The organism is Paenibacillus woosongensis, from assembly GCF_030122845.1.
GTDB lineage: Bacteria > Bacillota > Bacilli > Paenibacillales > Paenibacillaceae > Fontibacillus > Fontibacillus woosongensis_A.
This window is the reverse complement of the sequence record NZ_CP126084.1, coordinates 990,664-1,012,245: the sequence shown is the minus strand read 5'-3', so window position 1 is coordinate 1,012,245 and position 21,582 is coordinate 990,664. Positions and strand designations below refer to the sequence as shown.

Genomic DNA, 21,582 nt, shown 5'->3' with positions numbered 1-21,582 from the left:
CTACGGCTCAATTCCCCATACGAGTTGTCCGTCTTGGTATAGTGTCACGCGATCCCAATCCATATAGACCGTCTTCGCCCCATCGAACGAGTAGTCGTTCGCCTCGTTGAAGTTCGACCAGTCCGCCTTGGACATGCGCAGCTGGATTTCGCCGGATTGACCGCCCGCCGCAATCGAGCCTGCGCCGGACGAGAAGCCCAGCTCCACGTACGTATCCGAATCCGAGCCATTATGATTGCCGAACGAAATCTGAATGTTGCTGCCGCCGAGCTTCGCCCAATCGATCCAGCCGTTCATCGCTGCAGAGCTGTCTTTGGTAAAATAGTAGCGCATGGTAAGGGAACTCAGATCTACTGGGCTGGTCCCTTTATTTTGAATATTGAAATGCGGCTTGATCTGGTTGTCGGTTGCATTGTTGCGATCACCGTCCTTATACTGTACGACGAGATCGGAGTTGACCGGTTCGGCGCTATCCGCTTTCAGAACAATGTGGTAAGCCGACAATGGAGGAAGCGTATACGTGAATTGATTGTTGTTAATATTCGCTACAGCTGCTTGTTCCGTAATGTCGGATCCGGTTTGATCGAAGCCCCATACTCTCCCGGATGTGTAGGTTTTGTCACCAGACAGCTGGAAAGTTGCGTTGATCGGATCGTCGAAATTTTTATTCAGCACGATTAAGTGGAGTTCGGAATTCTCCTCGTCAGTAACCGAAGCGTATACCGAGCTGTTCTCCGTATCGGATGTAGCGGCGTTCACTTTGATCGAGCCGAACCCCGATTTGTTGCCGTCGTAGTTGCGGTACAGCTTGTAAGCAGCGCTGGTATAATCGGTATTGTCCTCCGTCTGCCAGTAATTCGCGGCATAAACGCCATATTTACCAAAAATGCCGAGCGCGTCCGCGGTAGCAATGCCTCCCGAGATGTGATTGTCTCCGCCGTAGCTGAACTCTGTGATCGCCAGCTTTGTACCCGGATAATACGTCTGAATCGAAGATTGCAGCTTCGGAATTAAGGGCAAGTAACTCGAAAACCATGTGCCGATCCAGCTGTCTTCCTGGTAAGCCGGATCCCATAGCGATCTTGGCGCTTGTACGCGAGCCTTCTGCGTATCGACATTGCCCGCCCCGCCAAAGACGATTCGCTGGCCTCCGCCCTGCGCTTCCGGATACCAGTGGACATCCAGCACATCGAGCAATCTTGTGCCGTTCTGCGTATGAGCATTCTTCATCTGATCCAGATAGTAATCGATAAACCAACTGTAGTTGCCTTGCAGACTCAGCCAATCCGGAGCGTCCTGCAGAGATAAATATGCGCCGAAGCCGTAAAGGGCAGGGCCGAATATTTCGGCATGCGGATCGACGTTCTTCACCGCCTTTGACAAGTCGATGCTCTTGGCGACGAGCTCCGATGCTTGTAGCTGATCCGGATGAATCCTTGGATGCGTCTCGGACCACAGCGCCGGCTCGTTATCCAGCGAATACGCTTTAATGCCCGTTGATGTTGAAGCGCTTCCATATCGGTTGACCAGGAAGTTGACTTCTTCATCCATATATACTTGTCCGTCGTTCAGATCCGGCTGAAGGGAGAACGGCGCATTTTTGGCAAACTCGACCTTATCCCAGCGCGGTGACGGAGCCGTCTCACTCTCGTCAACTGGACCGTTCTTATCCCGGGACACATAACCCGCCATTTGCAGCGTTACAATGGAGTAAGCTCCATTATCCAAAGATTTATCGTGAAAAGCGGTAACAACCGCCCCCGGCTTGTCGCAGTCGGTGTCTGGAACACCACCGTTGCCGCAGAGAAAATCATCGCTGTAATGAAGCCAGTCCCTTCCGGCACTGGATGCGTTGTTCTCCCAGTTGTAGCCCGTCAGCCGGTTGCCTCCGAGCCTGCGGGATGACCAGTTCTCCGTCCCGCTCAGATCCTGATTGGTTCCGTAAATATTGGGGCTGATCGGTGCTCGCTCCGACTGGGTATTAATCGTGAAAGTGACGTCGCTCGCAGCTGCATTTACAGAAGCGGGCATCGGTACGGTCATTGTCAAGGAAACTGCCAGCGCCGCACTGACGAACAGCCGCTTTCTTTGTCTTGTCCTCATTATTGATCCCTCCCAGGAATATTCATTTCAACAAGGGATGCCGCCGGTACGCCCTGCATTGAGAGCGGGACTGGAATTTTCCCCTGTGCCGGTTCATGGAGCAGTTCCCCACACTATTTGGCCGTTCTGGTACAATACGACCCGATCCCAGTCAGCAAAGGCCGTCTTCGTCCCATCGAACGAGTAGTCGTTCGCCTCGTTGAAGTTCGACCAGTCCGTCTTGGACATGCGCAGCTGGATTTCACCGGATTGGCCGCCCGCCGCAATCGAGCCTGCCCCGGACGAGAAGCTCAGCTCCACGTACGTATCCGAATTCGTGCCGGTATGGTTGCCGAACGAGATCTGAATGTTGCTGCCGCCGAGCTGCGCCCAGTCGATCCAGCCGTTTACCGCCGCAGAACCGTCCTTGGTGAAGTAGTAGCGGATTTTGAGCGTGCTCAGATCAACAGCCGAAGTACCGTTGTTTTTGATGTTGAAGGACGGCTTGATCTGGTTGTCGGCTGCATTTGTATCGGCCGCTCTGTACTGCAGCACGAGGTTCGAGGCGGTTGAACCACCGGTCGGCGTTGCGCTTACCTGCGCGGAGTTCGGGCCTTGACCTATGCTGTTCGACGCGCTGACAACGTAATAGTACGTCGTGCCATTCGTCAGGCCGGTGTTCGTGTAGCTTGCCGTCGTCAGGCCGGTCGCCACGTTCGTGTACGGACCGCCGCTCGTCGTCGCGCGCTTCACCGTATAGCTCGTTGCGCCGCTCACCGCGTTCCAGGTCAAGGACACCTGTGCATTGCCCGCTGTCGCGGCCAGCCCGGTCGGTGCCGACGGAACCTGCGTGCCGGCCGCCGGTGTCGCGCTCACCTGCGCGGAGTCCGGGCCTTGACCTATGCTGTTCGACGCGCTGACAACGTAATAGTACGTCGTGCCGTTCGTCAGGCCGGTGTTCGTGTAGCTTGCCGTCGTCAGGCCGGTCGCCACGTTCGTGTACGGACCGCCGCTCGTCGTCGCGCGCTTCACCGTATAGCTCGTTGCGCCGCTGACTGAGCTCCAGGCCAAGGATACTTGTGCGTTGCCGGCTGTGGCAATCAAGCCGATCGGTGCGGCAGGAGGCTGCTGCGTCGGTTTGCCGTTCACAATAGCCCAATATGCCGGTTTGGACTGAAGACGTTCATCGAACAGCAACGGCCAGTTGTTGCGATTGACCGGAAATGACCGCAGCCAGCTGTTTCCGTCGTCTTTGCCCCAAACGGTCACGTTGTCGATCTTGTCCTTGTGTTTGAGCAAGACGTCGAACAATTGCTTGTATCGGGTCGCCTGCGTCTGAGCCAGATTGTCCGGCAGCGTATCATACTTCGTGGAATCGTCGCTGTAAATATCGATATCCAGCTCAGTTATTTCCTGTTTGATGTTCAGTGCCGCAAACTTGGCTATAGAGGAATCGATCTCACTCATCGTCGGATAATTGATCTTGAGATGGGTCTGGTGTCCGACGCCGTGAACAGGAATGCCCTTCGCTTTCAATCGGCTGATCAGGTTGTAGAGCGCCTGGCTTTTGGCTGATTCGTGCGTATTGTAGTCGTTGATGAACAGCAGGGCGTCGGGATCAGCCGCGTGGGCGTATTCGAACGCTTTCTCGATATATTCCTCGCCTGCGATCTGATACCATAAGCTGCGGAGCAAACCGTCAGGCTGGGAAGCGTCGATCACCTCATTGACCACGTCCCAAGCATAAATTTTGCCTTTGTATCGCCCGACTACCTCATTAATGTGAGCTTCCATACGCTGATACAGCAGCTGCTTGCTGGCCAGATTGCCGTTGCTGTCGCGGAATACCCAATCAGGCGTCTGATTGTGCCAGACCAGAGTATGGCCGCGAACCTGCTGACCGTTGTCCAGTGCAAACTGTACGGCCTGATCGGAAGGGTCAAAGTTAAACTCGCCCTCCTGAGGCTGGGTGCTGTCCCATTTCAGCACATTGCCCGGCGTCAAGCTGTTGAAGTGTTTCGTCAATAATTGACGGTCGGCCGCCTCGATTAACTCGAAATTCTCAAAGGCTGCCCCGAACAGGAAATCTCCCGTGAACACGTCCTTCAAGGATGGAATATCCGGCTCTATCGTAATCGGTCCACGATCCGGGAGCTGCTCCATACGGAAGTCGTCTAAATAAAAGTCGACGGTCGGGTTGTTCGGTACTTCAAAATAAACGGACACGTTCTCCAGCGGTTCCCGATATTTGTATTCCGCCTTGAATTCTACCCAGCCGCCGGACGTTGCCGTTGCGGAGTAAAGCTGGCTGTATGATCTTGTCCCGTTTTTGGTCGTATCGAGCGACATGTACACCGTGCCTGAACCGGACGCCAGCTTGATCCAGCCGGTGAATAAATACGTTTGTCCGACCTGCATTTGGGAAGTAACATCCAGGGATGCTCCATTCCACGATTCGGTACGGCCGCTGACGTGCAGCCCCCTGGTCCCGGTTCGCGCAGCCGTTCCGGTGGAGGATGACAGCATTTCATCTTCTCCTCGCGGAGCCCAGCCCTGTGTTGTCCCGTCCTCAAAGCCGTGCTGAAGAAGAACGGTATTGGCCGCTGCAGGAACCGCGGCATACAGGGGAGCGATAAGGCAAAGGACAAGGAGCAACGTCATTGCCCTAAGCGATAACATTTTCATAAAAGCTCATCTCCTCTCTTGCGTACATTCGTATTCACGGCATATTGCTTATGGTTGAACTCCCCATACCGGTACTCCGTTCTGATACAGCACAACCCGATTCCAATCCGCGAACGCCGTTTTCGTCGGATCGTAAGAATAGTCGTTCGATTCATTCAGATTCGACCAGTCGCTCCTTGCCATTCTCAGCTGGATCTCGCCGGATTGGCCCCCCGCTGCAATCGAGCCTGCGCCAGAAGAGAAGCTCAATTCTACGTACGTATCCGAGTTCGTGCCGTTATGGCTGCCGAAAGCGATCTGGATATGGCTTGCGCCAATTTGCGCCCAGTCGATCCAAGCGTTCATGTCCGCGGTACCATCCTTCGTGAAGTAATAGCGGAGCTTGAGGCTGCTCAGGTTAACGGGGGTCGTACCGTTGTTTTTGATATTAAAATGAGGTCTGCTCTGGTTATCGGTGGCATTCGTATCCCCGGCTTTGTATTGAACGACAAGATTTCCGGTATTCGTGCCGCTGCTAGCCGGCGTTGCGCTCGCTTGTGCGGAGTTCGAGCTGTTCCCCGCGCTATTGGATGCGCTGACGACATAATAGTATGTCGTACCGTTCGTCAGTCCGGTGCTTGTGTAGCTCGTCGCCGTGATTCCAGTCGCCACGTCCGTGTATGGACCGCCGCTCATCGTCGCCCGTTTCACCGTATAGCTGGCAGCACCCGGCGAAGCCGCCCAGCTTAACGACACGCTGGCGTTGCCTGCCGTGGCTGTCAGACCTGTTGGGGCTGGCGGTACCGTCGGGCTGCCTCCACCGCTGCTGTTCAGGCCTAGGAAGGCGATGGAGTAGGCGACCATCCCGGCCGCGGGAATGGTATGTCCGGCGCCCTGCACGCTGATCGCCTCAAGCGCTGGTTGGGCAGAACTGCCGCCATAGCGAGTGCGGGTCCAGCTCGCCTGCGGGCTGTCCGTGAAGACCGGGGTGGCGGAGATACCGTGCAGATTGGTCCACTGCTTGATAGCCTCCGCAAAGTTATTGTAGCTCAGCGTACTGTCGGCAGTTCCGTGCCAGAGCTGGATGCGCGGATAGCTGCCAGTGTAGCCCGGGTACATCGCACGGGCAGCATCGCCCCACTGTTGGGCGGTTTTGGAAATCTGGCCGTTCGCGCACTGACTGCTCCAGAAATTAGTAGCACTTCCGGTGGCAAAGCAGGTGGCCGGCACGCCCATGAATGAAGTCCCGGCAGCGAAGACGTCCGGGTACTCGGCAAGCAGGACGTTGGTCATCATTGCGCCCGAAGACGCGCCCATCACGTAGATTCGACTTGAATCGATATTGTAGTTCGCCTCAGTCCATGACACCATCGACATGATGCCAACCGGGTCGCTGCCGCCGCCGCGGGTAAGCGCCTGCGGACTCCAAACGTCGAAGCAGTTGCTGTATTGGCTGTGCGTGCTCTCCGGAAAGACGATGATGTAGCCGTACTGCTCTGCGGCCGTAACGTAGTCACGTGCGTAGCCGTTGTAGAATGCCGAGGCCGAGCCCGAGCAGTAATGAACAGCCACCAGCAATGCGGGATTTGCGGCCAGGTTGCGAGGTACGTAGATGTACATTTTCAGGCCGCTCGGATTATTGCCGAACGACGTGACTTGCGACAGCGTCCCTGGCGTTACCCCCGCCGGAGCTGCATAGACCTTCTGCGCTGCCGAGGGCCACAGCAAACTGCTAACCAACAGCAATAACGCACCGAATAAGCTTAACAATCTTGACTGTAGTAGCATCATAATACCCTCCTTAAAATCTAGGATGGATGATACTGCTCCGTTTTCTTTGGAACGCGCCCCCTTTCTTTTGTCAATTTTTGTAAGCGCCTACATCCGATTATATCATTTACCAAAAATTGTGTATACTAGATAATTTATAAGTTTAAGAGAAAAAGAGGGACTCGTAAACTTCCACAAAAAAAATGCAGCCCCTGAAAGGAGCCGCGTTGTCTGTTATTGCCAGGCGGAATATGGGTCAGCCTTATTTCTTGATCAAGATGAAGTCGTCAATAGCTGCCCAGTTGTTGGCATTGGCATCGGACCATACGCCAAATTCGATTTGCCCGTTAGTAACGTTAATGTTGTCAATGTCATAGCGAGTCCAGGAGGTAACCGAGGCTGCCCCCAAGTTCGCCTGCAGTTCGGTTGTACCGCCGAAGTTTTTAGCGAACAAGCGAAGCTCCTTTTGTCCCCCATTGGAACGGAACCAGGCCGACAGCTTGTACGATCCGTTAGGTACAGTCTGTATCTGCGAAGTCAGCTGCTTATAGGCAGCCGAATGTTGATGCACCAGTTTATAGCTGCCGGTATATTGTCCGCCGTATTCTACCCTTTGTGCGAGCCCGGCGTCATGCCACTCCATCCAGCCCGAAGTGTCCTCCGTTTCAAAACCAGGGTTGTTGACATAGTTCCGGGTGAGGTAGAAATCATCGAAAGCCGCCCAGTTGTTCGCATTCGCGTTCGAGTATACACCGATTTCGATCTGGCCGTTCGTAACCGGAATATTCGGAATAACATACTCCGTCCAGGAAGTTAGCGCTGTCGAGCCTACGTTAGCCTGCAGTTCCACTGCGCTTCCGTAATTTTTGGCGAACAGGCGGAGCGCGTTATGGCCGCCCGACGATCTTACCCAGACCGATAACGTGTAATTTCCGTTCGGAACGGTCTTCAACTGGGACGTTACCACTTGGTAGGCGGCATTGTTGCTGTAGTGGGTCAATCTGTAGTTGCCAGAACGGGTCTCAACGGATTCGACCCGAAATGGTGTTCCGCTATTGCTCCAATAGGCCCATCCCGTCGTGTCGCCCGTCTCGAATCCGGGATTATCCGCCAGATTTCCGTTTACAGCTGCGAACCCTGGTACGGGCTTCCACCAGTTGCCAGAGATGAACAGCATGTTCAGCAGATTATACGTATCACTGTAATAGCTCTCTTTGGCGTTCTTCATCCAATCCCAGCCAGCATTCACCCAAGCCTGATTGGCAGAGTTCGAAGTGCCTGCCGCAATGAAGGGCGCTACGAATACAGCGGTGGCATAGCTGCCGATCGCGTTTCCGTTCAGTTGATAGCCGTCCCTTACGTTCGCAGGGTTACCGCCGGTTTTGCCTTTGATCCATCCTGCGATTTTATCGGAAATCGTTTTACTTCTTGCTTCACCATACAGGGCATAGTCCATAACGATCCGCAGCGGCACCCGGGCAGCGTTCCAATAATACTCGTCCGTCTCCTTGAATTCGTTAAGATACCATTCGGGGGCCGGGACTGCCGGATTGCCAACGACGAAATCAGAAATTAATCCCGCAGTCGGAGAATAAGTGTCGCTCACCTGGAAATACACATTGTACAAGTTATTGATCACATTCAGCCATGTCTGGTCGCCCGTGAAATCATAAAAGGCTCTCAAGTGGCTAAGCATCCAGTCGGAGGGCCGCGTGTTCAGCGCGGATTTGGAGTCCCAATCCCCCAGATTCAACCGGTTGTTCGATGTGACATAGCTGGCTTTGATGCCGTCTGTAATCATTTTTTTGGCTTCCGCCAGGTAATTGACGGCACCGTTTGATCCCCACTGCCGATCGGCCAACAGAAGGGAGTAGGCGATGTCCAGGTCACCGTCTGTAGCGGACCCGAAATGCCCTTGCGCCCTAACGTTATCAGCCACGACCCAGCCCATCAGATTCGGATTCGATGAGCTGCGGTAAGCTCTAGCCGTTTTGAACAGGCCATCATAAATTGTTTGTGCATTCGGATCGTACCCAGCCATTAAAACTGTGATGACCATGCCGAATCCCTGTCCTTCGGAAGAACCCAGCGGAATAAATCCATCCGGGCTTCCTGTAATTTCTCCTTTGACATAGTAACCGCCAGGCAGGGAGGCCAGATTGTTTTTTAAATATTTGGCTTTCCAATAATCATAGTAGGCCGTTACAGAAGAGTTCATGGACGCTTGGCTAACATGGTTCGGCTTAATGATACCGGGATAATTGACCTCTTGCGGAAACGGTTTCATCTCTCCTGCTGCATGAGCAGTATGCATGCCTGAAACCAGGAAGCTTATCGGAGCGGCCAGTACCGACATGCACAGGAAAACGATTAAAGTAAAACGTAAACTAGGTTGAGTATTTCTTGACCCAACGAATTTCATAATAAATGACTCCTCCCTTGTCGTAAATAATAAATACGGGTCCTCGCCCCCTTCCATATATTTCCTACATCGTAGAGCAGGAAAAAAAATACGTCAAGATTGCTCCTATGGCGAACCAAAATATCCATCATTCTCCTTTTCTGTTTGCTGTAAATGGGGTACGATAAAATTTGAATAGTTAAAAAGTGAAATAATGAGGAGATGATGAAATGGCGATCAAAGAAGATTTCAAAGGTAAAAACATCATTGTTCCTGAAAATCCGGTATCCAAATTCCTGTTTAGCAGCACCCGGTCTGCGTCCATCTGGCTAATCATTCGCTTGTACTTAGGCTATGCCTGGTTAAGCGCGGGTTGGCATAAGGTAACGAGCGATCAATGGGTTGGGAGCAATGCCGGCGCAGGACTGACGGGATTTGTTAAAGGAGCGGTCGGCAAATCCGCAGAAGGAAAAGACGTAACCGGATGGTATGCGTCATTTCTGGAAAACATGGTACTGCCGAACGCCACGCTGTTCTCTTACCTCGTTGCCTTCGGCGAGCTGCTAGTGGGGCTTGGCCTCATTCTCGGTTTATTGACGGGGATCGCCGCCTTCTTCGGCGCCTTCATGAATGCCAGCTTCCTGTTTGCAGGCACCTTGAGTACGAATCCGCTATTGTTCATACTCGCTACGTGGATTGTGCTGGCCTGGAAGGTTGCGGGATGGTATGGGCTGGACCGCTGGGCACTGCCGCTTCTAGGTACGCCATGGAGCAGACGCAATAAGGGCGATCAAGCTGATGCAACATAAATTTTAAGGCACTGTCCGCTTATGATTACAACGCGAAGAGGCTCCTAATGATCAGGAGCCTCTTTTTGCCTAGCATTTTACCGTAAAAAATTCTTTACCATCGATATCTGAGGTCATATAGATGCACATCACTCCCGACCTCGAAAAACTTGAACCGGCCCTTATCACCAAGATTCCCGCCCCCGCACAACAACGCTTGCCTAGTTGATGGAATGGTTGGAATATGAATATTCGAATGATTCTTGGGCTACGCAGAAACAACTTCCAGATATTAACTAATCGCAATGCCTATCCGATATAAAACATAAACGACTCAAAACATAGAAGAAAGAAGGAAGCAACCAATGAACTTCCAGTCCTTGTCATCCTCGGCAAATACGATGCAGCAGAAAACACCATCCAGATTGGAACAGATCATGATGATAGCCCAAAGTGGCGCATCAGATGCAGAAAAAAGAAAAATGGTCAAAAATATGGAGTTACAAATAGAAGGCGAAAATATGGAGAAACTCATGACCCATCTTCCTGAAGTGAAAGCAACTGAGAAGCTTGAGAAGTCTGAGCAGAAGGAAGAGCCGGTGAATGAAGAAGAAACGACGAATGAACATGGAGATACGGTCGCGATCTCCCAAGCAGCCAGGGAGCAGTATGAGCAATCGAGTGACAGTGCCCTCGGTTCGGACGGGTCATCCGCCGCCGTACAGCCCTCCACACCATCGACATCCAGAGAAGATCATTTTAGCCCCTTGTCATAGGTGAATATTCAAATAAATAACTCTAAATATCCGCCAGCTCCAGCACCACAGGGCAATGATCGCTCCCCATCACATGGCAATCGATCTGCGCACCCACCAGGCTTTCGCCGAGCTTGGCCGATGCCAGGAAATAATCGATTCTCCAGCCAATGTTGCGCTCCCGGACCTTCGGCATGTAAGACCACCAGCTGTAGACATCCGTCCGGTCCGGATAAAAATAGCGGAACGTATCGATAAACCCAGCCTCCAGCAGCTGCGTCATTTTCTCCCGCTCCTCCAGCGTGAAGCCGGAATTGCCGACATTTGACTTGGCGTTCTTGATATCAATCTCGCGGTGCGCCACGTTCATATCTCCTGTGGCAATAACCGGTTTATGGCGATCCAGCTCCACCAAATAGTGTCGGAACCGCTCCTCCCACTCCAGCCTGTAGGGCAGCCTGGATAAGTCCCGCTTCGCATTCGGTGTGTATACATTCACTAAATAGAAGGATTCGAACTCCAGCGTAATGATCCGCCCTTCCGGCTCTGAATCCTCCTCGATTCCGTATCGCACGGACAACGGCTTTATTCTAGTAAATACGGCCGTACCTGAATAACCCTTCTTCTCCGCGTAGTTCCAATACTGCTCATACTCCTCGCCCAATTCGAGATTAATTTGCCCTGCCTGGAGCTTCGTTTCCTGCACGCAAAATATATCGGCATCCGCTGCCCGGAAATAATCATAAAACCCTTTATTGACGCATGCTCTTAGTCCATTGACATTCCATGACACCAGCTTCATTTCTTCCGTCTCCCTTTGCCCCAATTCATTGAAATATCTACATTATCTCTTTTATTTTGAAGCTTTCCCTCAAAATTTACAATGATTATTCAAATTTTGCGCGTGTTTACCCGATAAATTAGGTAGAGAACTATATTTTTTTTGCATGATAGGCAGTAAAGGGGGTCACACATCATGTCCGAAAAAAAAGTTGCATCTCAGCAGCCGTCCTCAAAATCAGCCGCCGTCTTTACATCGAAATCGCATTTTGAACAAATTCTGCAGAGCAACAAACCACTCATATCTATATTTCAGGATTGCATCGCCCACATCAAAGAGCATATATCAGGGACCTATCTGTTTTTATTAACCGACGCAGAAGGTGTGCTGATCGCCATGGACTATTGCAAGACGCTGGAGGAGGTCGTTCGCCAATCCGAAATCCGGGTAGGCATGTATTTTACGGAGGAGAGTTGCGGGGTTAACGCTATTTCGGAAGCTATGGCCAAGCAAGGACCGATCTATTTGCCACCTGAAGAGCATGAAAGTCCTTTTTTCAAGACCTGGCACTGTTTCTCAACACCGTTGACCCTTGGATCGAAAACGATAGGCTACCTAGACGTCTCGACCATTAACGCGAATATGAAAAGCGAGCTGATCGCCATCGCCAAGCTGATCCCTGGCAACATGCTGAGCAGGATGCAGAGCCTGCCCGAGCCTCCGCCCGTGGAAGAACGCCCGGTACAGCTTACCGAGCGCCAGCTTCATGTGCTTAGACTCATCTCCCAGGGACAGACGGTAAAATCGATTGCCATCAAGTTGAACATCAAAGAATGTACTGTGAATCATCATAAAAAAATCATCTTCGAGAAGCTTGGTGTTCAATCCAGTACGGAAGCCGTTTCGATCGCCAGTCGAATGTCCTATTTATAGACAATTTTTACAATTCTTTGGGCCTATACTTTCTTATAGGTGAACTATGTCTTAGACTATGTTAAAGTTTTTAACAGATACCTGAACAAAGCAATACCCTAATTCTCGACAAAACATAGTCCTGATCCCTTCGCGATGGGATTATGATGCACCGGAACGGCCAGATGATCGGTAAATCGGGTTCACTGCTCATCCTGCCAGACCAGCCTGCATCTTCACGGACGCATACCCAAAAGAGGAGACAGCCATCGACGCTGCCTCCTCTTTTGCATTCTCATTCCCGTAACCGGCTGCGGATGTGGGGATTGGACTAGGTCAGCTCGCCCTTGGGACTGGTTCTCCGTACCCTGCCTCTGCGTCTCGCCTTTATCCTGTCCCAGACTCGCCTCATCAGCAGCGTGATCCCGCCGATTAGCGCAACCAGCCCCAGACTGATCCACAGCCCCGGCCGGCTCTTGTCATGAAACATCGTGCCGCTTACCGCCAGCAGAATGATACCTGTACTGCCCCAGCGCTTGACCTGCTCCCATCCGCCAAGCTCCAGCAGGCTGCCTGCCGTGAAGAGAATGAAAATCCAGTTGTACATCAGCATAAGCCCGGCAGCCGTCGTTACGTATTCATACATCTTCTCTGGCAGAAGCAGGGCTAGCAAAATGGAGCCGCCCAGAGCAACTGCCGTAACCCCGATTGCGTAATAAGGGGTTTTCTTCTGCCCGCGGCTTACCTTGGCGAACAGCGGAGGAGCGTCCTTGTTTTTGGCCAGCGTCACCAGAATCGTAATGACAGCGAACAGCGATGCAACCATCGTGGAAAACCCGGCAATAATGAAAATTCCATTAAAAAAATGGGGCACAAAACTTAAGCCGTACCCTTTCAGTGCTATGACAAACGGACTTTCCTTCGCCCCCATCGTTTTCCAGGGCACCAGGCTTAAAGCCGCCACCAGCGAAGCGATGTACAGGATGGCTAATGTTCCGATCATCCAGCGCCCTGCCTTTGGAGCTTCCTCCGGGTTATTTAACCGGATCGCCAGCATCCCCATAACCTCGATGCCGCCAAATGCGTAAAACGCATAAATAAGGCTGGACCATCCGCCGATCGCTCCTGTCGGAAAGAGAGGCACCGGCCAGCTTGGCGCATGCTTGCCTCCGCCGAGCCAGCCCAAAAGCGCGGAGCCTGCCAAGCCAAGGAAAGCAATGATTGCCGCTAGCTTGACCACGGCAAACAAATGCTCCGCCCGTTCAAAGCCTTTTGTCCCCAATATGATAATGAATAAGCCAAGCACCGCATAAACCGAAGCGAATACCCACATCGGGACTCCCGGGAACCACAGCCGGGTGAACAGAGACAAGGCCGCCATCTGGCTCCCCATAATGAGAATCTCCGAAGAGAAATACACCCAGCCGCTGCTGAAGCCGGCCCAGCGTCCAAAGGCATTGCGCGCATATACGCAAAATGAGCCTTCCTGGGGATCTTTTGAGGACATTTTGGCGAGCACGTCAAATACGACGAATGTTCCGGCCGCAGCCAGAATAAATGCCGGAATCATAGCCGGGCCGCCGATTTGGATCCCTACGCCCGTCCCGAGAAAATAGCCCGTCCCAATCGTACAAGCGACCCCCATCAAGGATAACTGCCACCATTTCAGCAATTTATCCTTCGTATCTTTGCTTGTTTCGTTCAACGCACCGGACTCCCTTATCCATATATTTGCACACAGTTATGGTTTATTGTGCTGACAAAGGAGCGTTAATATACAGGCGGCCGCCTGACGCAGCGGCGGCATGCCAGGAAAGCGGCTCCGCAATAACGGAGCCGCCTTTAAACAGCCATATGCTATTTTTGCTCGATTTTATCGAAATAGTTCTCTTGCACAAACTTCGCGGCGGCATCAAGCTGCTTCTTGGAATCCGCTCCTTTCTTCGAGAAGGATTCCTGTACGACATTGGACATGGTCGCATAATAGTCCTGTGTGCCAAACTGCGCTTCGGGTTTGCCTTCCAGCAGATTGAACAGCTCTGGATCATACTTGTACACGTTGTCGTATTTTTCGTAAATCGCCTTCACCTTGGCCGCATACTCGGAATCGTCGCTGAAATACTCCAGCGGCGTCGGAACAAAATACTTGCCCTCCGCTTTGCGGGCCTGGATCGTATCCTCCACGGACTTCAGCGCTTCATCGGTAAAGTAGTCAAACGTGATGTAACGGAAGGCCATCTCCTGTTCATCTTTCGTCGCGTTTGGATTAATGACGAGATAATTGCCGCCCAGAATTCCGTAATGCTTGCCGCCCTTCTCCGCGGCAGGCATCGGATACGCCACGACGTCCTCCGGCTTCATGCCGCCCTCGTTCAATGCCGCCTGCAGCACGTCGAACGCCCCGGCAATAACCATGGCCGTACGGCCCTGCTGGAAGGAGCTGACCGCATCGCCCCAGCCCAGCGCCCAATCCTGCGGAATGGCGTTTGCTTTCCATCTCAGCTTCTTGTAGAAGTCCAGCGCCTTCACACCGGCCTCGGAATTGAACACCGCCTTGACCTTGCCGTCCTCCACCGTCTCGATATCCCCGCCGGCTTCAAACAGGAAATTTGTCCAGTTCCAGCCGGCCTCATTCCCTTTACCCATCGGCGCGATGCCGGAAATGCCTTTCTTCGGATCGGCAGCCGCCTTGGCCACGTCGTACATATCGTCCCAGGTCCAGTCCAGAGCAGGAAGCGTAATGCCTCTATCCTCCACCAGCTTCTTGTTCACAACCGTTGACGTTATATAACCGTTCTGCGTAACGCCGTAAACTTTACCATCGACGTTAAACTGGCTTTGTAATACCTCATTCATCTGATTCTTGTATTCCCAGTTGTTCCACAGCTCCGTAATATCGGCTACCCAGCCGCGTTCCACGAGGAAGTTTGCTTCGGTAGCCCAAGTATTGTAAAATGTCGGGGCCTCGTTGGCAGCCATTTTCACGCCGATTTCATTGACGTCATAAGCCCAGTCGTCTTTAATGATCGTCACGTTCGGGTATTTGGCCTGAAACCGGGCAATTTTATCGTCCTCCTGCTGTCTGAGCGTCGTTTCGTCCGGCAGCGGATAATGGACTTTAATCGTAATTTTCCGCGAGGTGATGTCATCGGCCGGCTCTTCGGCCTGCCCGGTATTACTGCTGCCGCCCCCATTGCCGGCAGACCCTCCCTCTTCCTTGACCTTCGCATTGCCGCCGCTGCATGCCGCAAGCAGCGTTCCGAATAGCAGAAGGCATATCAGTACTGCTGAGAACTTGCGCATCGATACTCCCCTTTTCCTATTTGTTGTTGGTTGCATCTTTATCATAGAAGACGACCGGTCCAGAACACGATGTGCATTCATATGGCGATCATGTGCAGGGCTACGGAATCGCACACTACCCTTTAACCGCCGACAGGCTGACACTGCGCATAATAAACTTCTGAAAGACAAGGAAGACGAAGATTGGCGGAACCATGACCATAAATAAAATATTGAATTTGATGCTGCTATCCAGCGATCTCGCGTTAATCACGTATTTGTAGATCGCGGTGGCCAATGTGTATTTGTCCTCCGTATGCATGACCAGCGAGGGCCAGAACCAGTCGTTCCAGGCCGTGGAGAAAATAAAGATCGCCAGCGTAGCGAAGATCGGTATGGACAGCGGCAGCGCGATCCGTGCAAAGCTGGTCAGCTCCGAGGCGCCGTCGATCCGTGCCGCTTCGAAAATTTCCGGATGGATGCCGTCGAAGAAGTTTTTAATGAGCAGAAAATAGTACGCGCTCGCCCCGGCCGGAAGCCAGAAGGCCCAATATGTATTCAACAGCCCGAGCTCCTTCAGGTTCACGAAATTCGGAATCATGTAGCTGGCCGCCGGAATGAACAGCGTCATCAGGATGAAGAAATAGATCGCCCGGCTGTACGGCACGCGAATGCGCGAAATGCTAAAGGCCGCGAGCCCCAGCACCAGGACGGTCATCACCAGGTTGCCGCCAAAGATCAGCAGCGTGTTTTTCAAAAATACCGGGAGCTTGATGTAGCTCCAGCCCTTCGTGAAATTCTCCCAGTGCCATTCCGTTGGAAAAAAGCGCGGAGGAAACGTATTGATTTCCTGATTCGTCTTCAGCCCGTTGAACATCGTCATCGCGATCGGATACAGCATCGTAAACGCCATGATCGCTATGCACAGCACCATCAGACCGTATACGGCCTTATTGAGCGGCTTCCGCAAATCGGCTGCCGATAGAATGCCTCTCTCTTCCATCCTAATAATCCTCCCTGTTCAGCTTATATTGCATGATGCCGAGCACGCTCAGCACCAGGAACATCAGCACGCCCAGCGCGGTGCCCGCCCCATAGTCAAGCTGCGTAAAAGCGTATTTCACCGTAAGCAGCGCATAGGTCAGCGTAGCCTTGTTCGGTCCGCCGTCCAGCATGGCCAGCTGCGATTGATAGGCTTGGGAAGTACCGATGAGCTGCAGAATCAGCATCAATACGATCAAATTTCGCATCGAGGGCAGCGTGATGTATTTTATCCGGCTCCAGACGCCAGCCCCGTCGATTTCCGACGCTTCGTACCAGTCCTTTGGAATACTCAGCACCCCAGCCAAATAAATCAGCATCGCCGATCCGAACTGCTGCCAGGTCTCCATGACAACCAGCGACACCATGGACCAACTGCCATCGGAAATGAACGAAATCGGCTCCGCTCCAAACCAGCCTAGCAGCGCATTGATCGGACCGACCGGATCATACATCCATCTCCACATCCCATATAGCACGACACCGGGCACGACGAATGGCAAATAAGCAGCGATCCGCGCAAACCCTTGAAAGAACCGGAGCTCGGATATGGCGATCGAGGCGGCAATCGGCACCCAAAAGCCAATCACCAAAGTTAATAACATGAAATAAAGCGTGTTGCGAACCGACAGGAGCACATCGGGATTGTTGAATATTTTGATATAGTTGTCGAAGCCGACAAAGGTGTTCCCTTTCACGAAATCGATATTATAGAAGCTGTACACGATGCCTTTCCCGATCGGCACCCACAAAAAAACGATAAATACCGCTATCGCCGGGACGAGAAACAAATACCCCCACATATATTTTTTCACGCGACTCCCTCATTCCTCTGTAGTCTCTAGCTTGGAACCTTTCTTTTATCTTAAAAAAACGAGGGAACGCCGAACATGTGCAAAACTATGCGAACTATAGCCGATCTTACTTCTTCAGCTCGCTTGGGCTGACACCGAAGTATTTTTTGAAAATTTTACTGAAATGCTCCGGCGATTCGTAGCCAACGCGCTCTGCGATTTCGTAGCGGCGGAGGTCGGTATTCAGAAGGAGGGATTTGCTCTCCTCCATGCGCAGCTTGATCACGTATTCCCACAAATTGTGGCCGGTGTTCTTTTTGAATAGATAGCTGAGATAATTGGGACTGACATGGTTTTTCTTAGCGACCTCATGGATGGTCAGCCCTTTCTGATGGTAGTTCGCTTCAATGTAGAGTCTGGCGCTCTCAACGATCCGGTTGCTTTGCGTCGTCAGTTCCTCGGCGGAGGGGTCCTGCGCGTAGTTATGCCAATTAAAATCGCCGTAATAGAACACATGATAATCCCCATGTCCTTCGCCCCACTGTATCGCTTTATCGGCCTGCTGCCCCAGTACGGACAGGAACTCCGCTCCCTTCAGAATTTGGCTGACACCGATCATGGCGGCCACGCCCAAATATTTGTGAACATGATGGTGCAGGCTGCGGCCAATCATCTCGAGCTGATTGATCTTGTTGATGTCCAGTTCGGCGTATTCCCGCTCGTTCCATTGGAGCACCAGACAGATTTCCCGTTCTGCGGTGCAGCAGGACAGCGCATTCCATTCCTGGTAGAGCAGCTCCTTGGCCACATTTAGAGCCGCATATTCGAGCAGTTGGTGATCCCGGGCAGTATAAGCGCCATGATCTTTGACTGGCAAATCCAGCTTCATTTTCATCACGGCAAAATAAGGCCCCCGCAGCCCCAGCTCGCCTTGCTGCACCACGGCCTGATCCAATGCGATGCCGGCGGCAGCAGGGACAGGGCCAGCCAGCAATCGCTTCAGTCCTTCGCACTGCTCGGGCTCAAGCTCCTCCATTTGAAAATGCTCCGCCTCCGGTGTCAAAAAGTTATGAATCAGCGGGACCGGCTTATCCATTTTGAGCAGGGCGTTCCGCACCGCGTCGAGAAATTGTCCGCTGTTCAGCGGCTTGATCAGATAATCCTTCGCCCCCAGCCGAAGCGCCATCTGCGCATATTGAAACGTTTCATGGGCTGAAATAATGATCGTCTGCACCCAAGGCTTGATCAATTTGGCCTGCTGCATCAGCTCAATGCCGTTCATTTCTCCCATTTGAATGTCCGTGACGAGCAGATCAATCTCTTCCATGCGAATGCAATCAAGCGCCTCCTGGCCGCTGTATGCGGTATGCACCAAGCCCAAATCCAGCCCGGATTCCTGCAGCAGTCCCGCCAAGCCTTTGCAAATCAACGGTTCATCGTCAACGAGCAAAATATTGTACATATGCACTCCCCCTGCCTGTGATGTTCCTTGTTACGCTTGCCTGCCATTTTGCTATTGCGTTTGCTTGCTGCGTCTGGTTGTTGCGTTTGCGTGCTGCGTCTGGTTGTTACGTTTGCGTGCTGCGTCTCGTTGTTGCGTCTGTTAATGGTGTCTATTGACGGTGTCTGTTGGCTGTGTCTGTTGGCTATGTCTGTTGGCTATGTCTGTTGGCTATGTCTGTTGGCTATGTCTGTTTGTACTCTTGCTTGCTACTTTTGCTTGCTACCGTATTGATTACTTCCGCTTATTGGCGTTGCTTGTTACATTGCATGTCATGTGGTTGTTGCGGTTTGCTTAATGGCGGCTGCTTGTTACATTGCATGTCATGTCGTTGTTTCGGCTTGCTTGCTACTTCTGCTTGCCATCTTGGCCCAATTCCTGCTGCTCCCGGTCTTGAAATGACTTCGGAAGATGCAGCGTCACCCTGGTGCCGCCTCCCGGGCGTCCGGCATAGCTCAATCCGAAAGACGCTCCGAAGTGCAGCTTGATGCGCTGATTAATATTACCGATCCCGTAACCAAACGACGGATCAGGGTTCTCTTCATGCAACTGACGATTGATCCTATCATAGTCGACAGACTTATAGCCGTTATCCTCAATGCGAATGAACAGGTACTCCTCGTCTCCGGAGGCGCTGATCCATATTTCGCCGTCTTCTCCCATATGCCTCACCCCGTGGATAATTGCGTTTTCGATAAGCGGCTGCAGCGTAATTTTGGGAATGGCTGCCGGAAGCAGCTCCGCCGGAATATCGATGCCAACGTGAAACTGATATTCGTACCGGTGCTGCTGCAGCTTGATATAGGCCGAGGCATGCTCCAGCTCTTCCTCCAGTGTAATCAACTCCCTGCCCCGGCTCAGGCTGATCTTCATCAGCTTGGATAGCTCCTTGATCATTTCGGCAGAGGCCGTATTGCCCTCTAGCGTGCTTTTCCAATAAATGCTCTCTAGCGTGTTGTACAGCAAATGCGGATTGATCTGCTGATACAGCAGCTGCAGCTGGCTTTCCTTCTGCTTCAAGTCCATCGCATATTTGTAATGCACTAGCGAATTTAGGCGCCGCGCCATGTCGTATATCGTATAAATCAGCACGCTGATCTCGTCGTTCCTCTTCATCCTCGGCGTTTCCGGGACAACGTTCCCGGGTTCGTATCTTCTTACGAAATACACCAGCCGCTGCAGCGGCGTCATTAGTGAACGCCAGAAATACAGCAAAATAAACAGGCCAACCGCAAAATAAACGATCGAAATCAGCTGGATCACCTGTTTGATCTCATTCTGCTGCTGGAGCAGTGCCTGCAAGGGGACCTTGTATACGAGCTTCTGCTGAAGAACGTAATTATAATTAATGACATAAATAAACTTGTCGGTAATGACATCCGTCACCCCGATCATCGCCTCGCCGGAATCAGCCTCCGCAGGCAAGCTCAGCACGGCCTCGTGCCCAGGTGTGCTGGCCGCCAATATCCGGTTCTTCCCATCGGTAAAAAAGAGTTCCCCCTCCGGCAGCGATACCGTCCGCAGTGATTCGCCGATCCGGGCATCCAAGTTCGTCACCACCAGGACACCGATCGTTCCATTTGTGTAAATACTGTTTATGGCCCGGATATAGGCCAGTGTTTTTTGGCTGCTCTGCCCTCTTGTGGGCGGAGACAAGTGCTCCACAAGCCGCAAATATCCGCGCCCCTTCTTCCCGATTGCCTCATCGAACCATTCCGGCTTCTCACCGTCGTCAAAAAAATATACACCTGATTTGCGAGGCCCCGGGTAGAAGGGAGCGAAGCTGTATGTATTGTCAGGGTCGTAAACGTACAGCGAATAATACAGCGGTTCGCGTTCGTCACTGTCCTGGGAGTAGGAGGCCAGAACTTTCTCCAGGTTTTCGTAGTTTTTTACCCGTTCCAGCACCGTCTCCTCCCTTGAAACCGGATTCAATTTCTGCAGCAGCGCATTCTGGAATACGGTCGAGCTTACCTTGTTGATCGCTTCGATATCCCGGCTGATCAGCTTGAAATTTTGCTTGTTCAGCTCGATGTAGGCGTTCGTCACATGCTGCTTCAAAATTTGCCCGGCCCGGTAATTGCCATAAGCGTTCAGGACAAATAACGGAATGATTGCGACCAGAAACAGCAAAATAAGCTGCCGCTTCACATTCATTCTGTAGAGCGGATTTTTTAGTCTTATTTTCACCTGCCATACACCCCCGGCATCTCAACTATATCAATTGCAAATACGGGCAAGTATGCGCATTTCTATGCACATCATGGGCATTTCTTCGATTCTGCTACCCGGTCCACCTCATAACACACGCTCGATTCGGGTCAGTTCAAGTTTGATCACGGGAATACTGCAATAATGCAGAGTTTCTCCGAGTATCTCCCCACATTTGGCCTGAATGATGCAAAAATGCAAAATGATCACCTGCCTTCCTTCAAATTAGCCTTACACTGGGACAATTCCTGCACATTCCTCACGCCCTCTAAAAAAAGTGGAGTCTTACCCTCCAATAAACTTAACTGCTGGATGGTCAGGATCAGATACTAAATGTATTTCATGCAGTTAGTTCATCGGTTTTGGCCGTGTTAGGGGAACTAACTGCAAAACCTACATTTAGTTTTAGGCTATTTCGACGAATGAGCTCCATTCAGGCAAACTAACTGCATGTTTTACATTTAATGCATGGATTTTTGATAAAAGAGCTTGAACTAGATGTATAAAATACATTTAGCTTTTTACAGACAATAGCCCTCCATTTGTGAGTAGCCGCACGGGGAGCGCACCCTGTAGCACTCACCCCGGGCGCGTCCTGCA

The 21,582-nt window shown here is 52.0% G+C and carries 14 protein-coding genes and 1 pseudogene; 3 read left to right on the top strand and 12 right to left on the bottom strand.

Going from position 1 to position 21,582, the window contains the following annotated elements:
• The 5 genes and pseudogenes from QNH46_RS04425 to QNH46_RS04405 form a co-directional block, all read right to left on the bottom strand.
• The gene (locus tag QNH46_RS04425; protein WP_430691879.1) at nucleotides 1–2,103 is read right to left on the bottom strand and encodes a glycoside hydrolase family 44 protein; all 2,103 of its coding nucleotides are present in this window, start codon (nucleotides 2,101–2,103) and stop codon (nucleotides 1–3) included.
• A gap of 93 nt (nucleotides 2,104–2,196) precedes the next feature.
• Entirely contained in the window at nucleotides 2,197–4,767 is a 2,571-nt protein-coding gene (locus tag QNH46_RS04420) for an endo-1,4-beta-xylanase (protein WP_283927088.1), read from the bottom strand.
• Between the two features lie 48 nt (nucleotides 4,768–4,815).
• Entirely contained in the window at nucleotides 4,816–6,534 is a 1,719-nt protein-coding gene (locus tag QNH46_RS04415; protein ID WP_283927087.1) for an extracellular catalytic domain type 1 short-chain-length polyhydroxyalkanoate depolymerase, read from the bottom strand.
• Nucleotides 6,535–6,778: 244 nt separating this feature from the next.
• Nucleotides 6,779–7,630 carry a carbohydrate binding domain-containing protein gene (locus QNH46_RS04410; RefSeq protein ID WP_283928349.1) on the bottom strand — a complete coding sequence of 284 codons (852 nt, stop codon included), beginning with the start codon at nucleotides 7,628–7,630 and terminating at the stop codon, nucleotides 6,779–6,781.
• A gap of 24 nt (nucleotides 7,631–7,654) precedes the next feature.
• Nucleotides 7,655–8,872 (bottom strand): annotated as a pseudogene (locus tag QNH46_RS04405) (family 8 glycosyl hydrolase); the annotation flags it as partial.
• A 275-nt stretch (nucleotides 8,873–9,147) separates the two neighbouring features.
• Between QNH46_RS04405 and QNH46_RS04400 the strand changes: the two are divergent.
• Entirely contained in the window at nucleotides 9,148–9,726 is a 579-nt protein-coding gene (locus tag QNH46_RS04400) for a DoxX family membrane protein (protein WP_283927086.1), read from the top strand.
• 344 nt (nucleotides 9,727–10,070) lie between these two features.
• Nucleotides 10,071–10,481: a hypothetical protein gene (locus QNH46_RS04395; RefSeq protein ID WP_283927085.1), complete on the top strand. Its 411-nt coding sequence runs from the start codon at nucleotides 10,071–10,073 to the stop codon at nucleotides 10,479–10,481.
• A gap of 22 nt (nucleotides 10,482–10,503) precedes the next feature.
• Here QNH46_RS04395 and QNH46_RS04390 read toward each other — a convergent pair whose 3' ends face one another.
• Nucleotides 10,504–11,262 carry an exodeoxyribonuclease III gene (locus tag QNH46_RS04390; RefSeq protein WP_283927084.1) on the bottom strand — a complete coding sequence of 253 codons (759 nt, stop codon included), beginning with the start codon at nucleotides 11,260–11,262 and terminating at the stop codon, nucleotides 10,504–10,506.
• Nucleotides 11,263–11,436: 174 nt separating this feature from the next.
• Here QNH46_RS04390 and QNH46_RS04385 point away from each other — a divergent pair, with 174 nt between their 5' ends.
• The gene (locus QNH46_RS04385) at nucleotides 11,437–12,174 is read left to right on the top strand and encodes a LuxR C-terminal-related transcriptional regulator (RefSeq protein ID WP_213594108.1); all 738 of its coding nucleotides are present in this window, start codon (nucleotides 11,437–11,439) and stop codon (nucleotides 12,172–12,174) included.
• Nucleotides 12,175–12,484: 310 nt separating this feature from the next.
• Here QNH46_RS04385 and QNH46_RS04380 read toward each other — a convergent pair whose 3' ends face one another.
• The 6 genes from QNH46_RS04380 to QNH46_RS04355 all read right to left on the bottom strand — a co-directional run bounded on the left by QNH46_RS04380 (nucleotide 12,485) and on the right by QNH46_RS04355 (nucleotide 20,961).
• Nucleotides 12,485–13,858, bottom strand: a complete 1,374-nt coding sequence (locus QNH46_RS04380; RefSeq protein ID WP_283927083.1) for an amino acid permease — start codon at nucleotides 13,856–13,858, stop codon at nucleotides 12,485–12,487.
• 152 nt (nucleotides 13,859–14,010) lie between these two features.
• Nucleotides 14,011–15,456 (bottom strand): ABC transporter substrate-binding protein, encoded by a 1,446-nt coding sequence (locus tag QNH46_RS04375; protein ID WP_283927082.1) that lies wholly within the window; start codon nucleotides 15,454–15,456, stop codon nucleotides 14,011–14,013.
• A gap of 115 nt (nucleotides 15,457–15,571) precedes the next feature.
• Nucleotides 15,572–16,438, bottom strand: coding sequence for a carbohydrate ABC transporter permease (locus tag QNH46_RS04370; RefSeq protein ID WP_283927081.1), 867 nt, complete (start codon nucleotides 16,436–16,438; stop codon nucleotides 15,572–15,574).
• Between the two features lies 1 nt (nucleotide 16,439).
• A complete protein-coding gene (locus QNH46_RS04365; protein WP_283928348.1) occupies nucleotides 16,440–17,279 on the bottom strand; it encodes a carbohydrate ABC transporter permease in 840 nt (279 codons plus the stop codon).
• 118 nt (nucleotides 17,280–17,397) lie between these two features.
• On the bottom strand, nucleotides 17,398–18,732 hold the full coding sequence (locus tag QNH46_RS04360; protein ID WP_283927080.1) for a response regulator: 1,335 nt from the start codon (nucleotides 18,730–18,732) through the stop codon (nucleotides 17,398–17,400).
• Between the two features lie 387 nt (nucleotides 18,733–19,119).
• Nucleotides 19,120–20,961: a sensor histidine kinase gene (locus tag QNH46_RS04355; protein ID WP_283927079.1), complete on the bottom strand. Its 1,842-nt coding sequence runs from the start codon at nucleotides 20,959–20,961 to the stop codon at nucleotides 19,120–19,122.
• Nucleotides 20,962–21,582: the final 621 nt, after the last annotated feature.